Below are 6,016 nucleotides of genomic sequence, written 5' to 3' on the forward strand. Positions count from 1 at the left end.
CTCCGGACGCCGTGGGGACAGTTCTCGAACCGGTTCGACAACGCGGACGGTACGGGGACTCGATCTCCCGGCGCAATGCCGCCAGCGCGCTCCGAACCGGTTCGCCCCTACCGGCGGCGGGCGCCCGTGCTGGACCGCAGCGAGATCACCGGTCGCAGCAGCGCGTGGCGGTGCGGCGCGTCGGGGTTGGCGATGCGCTCGACCAGCAGGTCCACGGCGAGCCGGGCCATCTCCTCGGCGGGCAGGTCGGCGGCGGTCAGCGGGGGGTGGAAGCCCTCCGCCAGGCGGCTCGCGATGACGCCGGTGACCGAGAAGTCGCCCGGCACGTCCAGGCCCTCGTGGCGCAGGGCACGCTGGAGGCCGGGCAGCGCCGCCTCGTTGATCGTCACCGCCGCGGTCACCTCCGGCCACCGGCGGCGGATGTCCTCGAAGCACGCCACCCCGGCCGCGGGCTCGTCGGCGCAACACACCGCGTGCGCGGTCAGCCCGCGCTGCCCGGCCGCGGCGAGGAAGCCGCTGGAGGAGCGCAGGGCGGGCCCGTACCCGGCGGCGACCAGCTCGTCGGACCGGTTGATCAGCACGACGTCGCGGTGCCCGAGGTCGGCGAGGTGGTGCACGCAGCGGCTGATCAGCTCCGCGTAGTCCACGTCCACCCAGGACGACGCGCCCGGGTGCTCGACGTGGCCGATCGTGACGAACGGCAGCGCCTCCTGCTCCAGCCGCGCCACGCGCGGGTCGTCCAGGAGGATCTCCATCAGGATCACGCCGTCCACCCGGCGGCCGGTGACCACGCGCTCGAACGACCGGTCGTGGTCGCCGCCGCTGGGCGACAGCAGCACGTCGAGGTCGTGCGCGGCCGCCGCCTCCACGACCCCGGCGACGAAGGTGAGCTGCACGTCGGTCAGCCGCCTGCTCGCGGGCGGTATCACCAGGCTCACGGTGCGGGTGCGCCCCTCGGCCAGCGCCCGCGCGGTGGCGTTGGGCCGGTAGCCCAGCTCGGCGATCACGTCGTTGATGCGCTGCGCGGTCGCGGCCGACACCGGGCGCTTCCCGCTGAGCGCGTAGGACACCGTGCTGCGGGACACGCCGGCCCGCTTGGCGATCTCGCCGATGTTCATGCCCGCTCCGTCCAACCGGTTCGACAGGCCACTGATGGTAGGCCAACGAGGTCTTGTGCGATTTGTGACGTGCCGCTACTTTGGCGCAACATCGCGCTAGTCGAACCGGTTCGATGCCGGTTCGACAGGTCGCCCGCGCCACCTGGGAAGGACCACCTCATGACGCGCTCCACCGCCCGCCGCCGCGTGACCGCCGCCCTGGCCGCGGTGGGGCTGTCGCTGACCGCGTGCTCCCCGGCCGGGGACGCCACCGGGGGCGGTTCGGGTCCGTTCGCGGTGTGGGACCCGTACCCGCAGTTCGACGGCGGCTCGGCGTGGGCGCGCGTGATCGCGGAGTGCGGCGCGAAGGCCGGCGTGGAGGTGGAGCGGCAGGCGTACGACACGTCCGACCTGACCGGCAAGGTGCTGCTCGCCGCGCAGCAGGGCGCCGCACCGGACGTGCTGGTCGTGGACAACCCGGTGGTCTCCACGCTCGCCGAGGGCGGCGTGCTGAAGGCCAACGAGGACTCCGGCCTGGACGCGTCCCAGGCGTCGCCGAACCTGGTGGCCGCCGGTCGGGTCGGCGACAAGACCTACGGCGTGCCGATCGGCGCGAACACCCTGGCCCTCTACTACAACAAGGCCGTGCTGGCGCGGGCGGGCGTCGACCCCGCCTCGCTCACGAGCTGGGCGGCGCTGGACGCGGCGCTGGCCCGGGTGGCGGGCGCGGGCGGCAAGGGCATCACGTTCTCCGCCATCGGCACCGAGGAGGGCTCCTTCCAGTTCCTGCCGTGGTTCTGGGGAGCCGGCGCGGAGCTGACCGACCTGTCCTCCGCCGAGGCCGTCGCGGCGGTCGGGCTGTGGAAGTCCTGGTTGGACCGGGGGTACGCGCCGAACTCGGTCGTCGGCAACACCCAGACGACGAGCTGGCAGGAGTTCGCCACCGGGGAGTACGCGTTCGCGGAGAACGGCACCTGGCAGCTCGGCAACGCCGCGCGGCTGGGCTTCGAGTACGGCGTCGTCCCGATCCCCGCCCGCGACGGCGGCGTCGCGCCCGCGCCGACCGGCGGCGAGTTCGTCACCGTGCCCGCGCGGGGTGGGGCGGACCGCGAGGCGACCGCCGCGAAGATCGCGAACTGCCTGGTCGGCGCCGACACCGTGCTGGCCACCGACACCGCGCTGACCTACGTGTCCGCGATCCCCGCCGTGCAGCGGCAGCAGGTCGAGGCCGAGCCGGGGTTGCGGGTGTGGGTGGACGCCGTGGGCTCGGCGAAGGGCCGGACCGGGGACGGCCTCGGCACCCGCTACCCGCGGATCTCCCAGCCGCTGTGGACGGCGGTGCAGGCGGTGCTCACCGGGGCGAAGCCGGCCGCGGACGCGCTGCGGGACGCCCAGAGCGCCGCGGCGTCGGCGAAGTAGCGCCGTGCACCGCCGCACCCTCCTCGGCTGGGCGTTCCTCGCCCCGCTCGTCGCCTACCTCGTGCTGTGCTACGGCTACCCGCTGGTGACCACGGTCGACCTGAGCCTCCGCGACCACACCGTCCGCACCTTCGTGCACGGGGGCGCGCCGGTGGTCGGACTGGCCAACTACGCCGCCGTGTTCGCCGATCCCGTCTTCCGCGTGGCCCTGCTCAACACCGTCGTGTTCACCGCCGCGTCGCTGTTCTTCCAGTACGCCATCGGGTTGGCGATGGCGGTGTTCTTCGCCCGCGGCTTCCGGCTGTCGGCCACCCTCCGCGCGTTGTTCCTGGTGCCGTGGCTGCTGCCGCTGATCGTGTCGGCGTCCACGTGGGCGTGGATGTTCAACAGCGAGTCCGGGATCGTGAACGCGGCCCTGGCCGCCGTCGGCCTCGACCGGGTGAACTGGCTGACCTCGCCGGACTGGTCGCTGGTGTCGGTGATCGTCGCCAACACCTGGATCGGCGTGCCGTTCAACCTCGTCCTGCTCTACAGCGGGCTGCGGAACATCCCCGCCGAGGTGCACGAGGCGTCGGCGCTGGACGGCGCGAACCCGTGGCAGGCGTTCCGGCACGTCACCTTCCCGATGCTGCGGCCGGTCTCCGCGGTCACCCTGCTGCTCGGCCTGGTCTACACCCTGAAGGTGTTCGACCTCGTCTGGATCATGACGCGCGGCGGCCCGAGCGGGTCGTCCACCACGCTCGCCACCTGGTCCTACGAGCTGGGCTTCGGCAACCTGCTGCCCCGCTTCGGGCCCAGCTCGGCGGTCGGCAACCTGCTCATCCTGCTCGCCGTGGCCGCGGGCCTGGTGTACGTGCGCGCCCAACGCCACCAGGAGGCGTCGTGACCCGCTCGTGGTGGCGCACCGCCACCGGGCTGCTGCTCACCGCCGTGATGCTGTTCCCGGTCTACTGGATGGTCGCGGTCTCCCTGACCCCGCCGGGCGCGATGCGCAAGTCGCCGCCGGACCTGTTCCCGCGCGACCCGACGTTCGACGGGTACGCGCGCGTCCTGGACGAGCAACTGCCCTACTTCGCGACCAGCCTGCTGGTCGGGCTCGGCGCCGCGGCCCTGACCTTGGCGGTGGCCGCGCCGGCGGCGTACTCGCTGGCGAAGCTGCGCCCGCGCGGCCGGGGAGCGCTGACGTTCGCGCTGCTGGTCGCGCAGATGATCCCCGGCGCCGTCATGGCGCTGGGGCTGTACGGCATCTACGTCAGGCTCGGCATCACCAACACCCTGTGGGGCCTGGTGGTCGCCGACTCCACGATCGCGGTGCCGTTCGCCGTGCTGGTCCTGACGGCGTTCCTGGCCGCCGTGCCGGACGAGGTGGTGCAGGCGGCGCGGGTCGACGGCGCGGGCGCGTTCCGCACGTTCCGGTCCGTGGTGCTGCCCGCGAGCCGCAACGGGGTGATCACCGCCGGGCTGTTCGCGTTCCTGTGGGCGTGGTCGGACTTCGTGTTCGCCGCGACGCTCGACAGCGGCGGCCCGCTGCAACCGCTGACCCTGGGCATCTACCGCTACATCGGCAACAACAACCAGGAGTGGAACGCGATCATGGCCACCGCCGTGGTCGCCTCCGTGCCCGCCACCGCGCTGCTCGTGCTGGCCCAGCGCTTCGTCGCGGCGGGCGTCACGTCGGGCGCCGTCAAGGACTGATTCGGGAGGACTGCTGTGGACGACTTCTCGGTGCGCGAGATCCCGTTCAGCCACCCGGGGGCGTGGTTCGGCGTGTCCGCGGTCGTGGGGCTCGCCGCCTACGCCGACGACCTGCACCTCGTGTCCCACCGCAACGGCATGCACGCGGTGCTGTCCCTCGTGCCGGTGCTCGCCGGGGCACGGGTGACCGCCGAGGTGACCGCGAACCCCGCGGTGCTCACCTGGACCGCCGGCCGCGGCGCGGTCGAGGCGGCGTTCGAGTCGCCCACCGCGCTCCGGATCTCCGGTCACGGCCTCGGCCTGCGCATCGCCGCGGCGGACGACACCCTGACCCCCTTCACCGGCACGTTCCTCTTCCACGACCCCGTCACGTCGGCGTACGTCTTCACCTCCTACGAGACGGGCCACCGCTACCGGGTGACCGTGCCGGCCGGGCACGCGGACGTGGTCGGCGCGGGCGCGCTCGGCACGGCGGAACGGGCGGTCGTCGTCGGCGGTGACGGCGGCCCGTGGGAGGTGGCGGTGGAGGAGATGACGACCACGCGCGCCCGGTTCGCCGCCACCGCGACGTTCGCCGAGGTGGTGGCGGCCTCGCGGCGGTCGTTCGAGCGGTTCGCGGACGACGTCGCGCCCTGGCGGGGCGACCGCACCCCGGCCGCCGGACTCGCGTGCTACGTGCTGTGGTCGGCGACGGTGAGCCCGGCCGGCTTCCTGCGCCGCCCCGCCGTGCTGATGTCGAAGAACTGGATGGACAAGGTCTGGAGCTGGGACCACTGCTTCAACGCGCTCGCCCTCGCGCCGGGCGCGCCCGGTCTGGCGTGGGACCAGCTCCAGGTGGTGTTCGACCACCAGACCGCGGAAGGCGCGCTGCCGGACTCCGTCACGCACGCCGAGGTGCTGCACAACTTCGTCAAACCACCCGTGCACGGCTGGGCGGTGACCAGGCTGCGGTCGCGGCTGCCGGGCGGCATCCCGGCCGCCGAACTGCCCGGTCTGTACCGGCGGCTGGCGGCGTGGACGACGTTCTGGCTCGACCACCGCCGCGTGCCCGGCGAGCCGCTGCCGCACTACGAGCACGGCAACGACAGCGGGTGGGACAACGCGACCGTCTTCGACGGGCGGCGGCTCGTCCAGTCCGCCGACCTCGCGGCGTTCCTGGTCGCGCAGCTGACCGAGCTGTCCACGATGGCCCGCGAACTCGGGGACCCGACCGCCGCGGCGCACTGGGACCGGGAAGCCGCGACGGTGCTGGACGCGATGCTGACCCGGCTGTGGGACGGGACGGCGTTCACCAGCCGTGCCGTGGACGGCGCCACGCGCACCACGGCGAGCCTGCTCGACCTCGTGCCCGTCGTCCTCGGCGCGACCCTGCCGCCGGACGTGCACGCGAAGCTCGCCGAGGGCGTCGCCCGGCACCTGACCGCCGTCGGCCCGGCCACCGAACGGCCCGACTCGCCGCACTACGAGGCCGACGGCTACTGGCGCGGCCCGGTGTGGGCGCCGTCCACCGTGCTCGTCGAGGACGGCCTGCGCCGAGGGGGAGCGGTCGAGCTGGCCGACGAGATCAGCGCCCGCTTCCGCGCGGTGTGCGAGAAGAGCGGGTTCGCGGAGAACTTCGACGCGCTCACCGGCGAAGGGCTGCGGGACCGCGCGTACACCTGGACCGCCGCCGCCTACCTGCTGCTCGCCGGCGACGCCGAGGCCCGGCTGGCCGGCACGCGGTGAGGGGGGTCCCACAGGGGCGCGGGGTGGCGCCCCCCCCCCCCTGCCCGGGGGGGGTCGCTCACAGTGTCTGTCTGTGTCTT

At 73.8% G+C, this 6,016-nt stretch carries 5 protein-coding genes; 4 read left to right on the plus strand and 1 reads right to left on the minus strand.

What is annotated here, in order from left to right; genetic code table 11:
* Positions 1 to 107: 107 nt before the first annotated feature.
* Positions 108 to 1,118 (minus strand): LacI family DNA-binding transcriptional regulator, encoded by a 1,011-nt coding sequence (locus tag ACFXGA_RS11610; RefSeq protein WP_378086779.1) that lies wholly within the window; start codon positions 1,116 to 1,118, stop codon positions 108 to 110.
* A 159-nt stretch (positions 1,119 to 1,277) separates the two neighbouring features.
* Here ACFXGA_RS11610 and ACFXGA_RS11615 point away from each other — a divergent pair, with 159 nt between their 5' ends.
* From ACFXGA_RS11615 to ACFXGA_RS11630, 4 genes are read left to right on the plus strand one after another with little or no spacing between them, the layout of a single operon-like run.
* Complete coding sequence (locus ACFXGA_RS11615) at positions 1,278 to 2,516, plus strand: extracellular solute-binding protein (RefSeq protein ID WP_378086781.1); 1,239 nt, start codon at positions 1,278 to 1,280, stop codon at positions 2,514 to 2,516.
* Between the two features lie 4 nt (positions 2,517 to 2,520).
* Positions 2,521 to 3,402 carry a carbohydrate ABC transporter permease gene (locus ACFXGA_RS11620; protein ID WP_378086783.1) on the plus strand — a complete coding sequence of 294 codons (882 nt, stop codon included), beginning with the start codon at positions 2,521 to 2,523 and terminating at the stop codon, positions 3,400 to 3,402.
* A 47-nt stretch (positions 3,403 to 3,449) separates the two neighbouring features.
* Positions 3,450 to 4,211, plus strand: coding sequence for a carbohydrate ABC transporter permease (locus ACFXGA_RS11625; protein WP_378086789.1), 762 nt, complete (start codon positions 3,450 to 3,452; stop codon positions 4,209 to 4,211).
* Between the two features lie 15 nt (positions 4,212 to 4,226).
* The gene (locus ACFXGA_RS11630) at positions 4,227 to 5,936 is read left to right on the plus strand and encodes an amylo-alpha-1,6-glucosidase (protein ID WP_378086785.1); all 1,710 of its coding nucleotides are present in this window, start codon (positions 4,227 to 4,229) and stop codon (positions 5,934 to 5,936) included.
* Positions 5,937 to 6,016: the final 80 nt, after the last annotated feature.

It is taken from the genome of Actinosynnema sp. NPDC059335 (assembly GCF_042752395.1).
Lineage (GTDB): Bacteria > Actinomycetota > Actinomycetes > Mycobacteriales > Pseudonocardiaceae > Actinosynnema.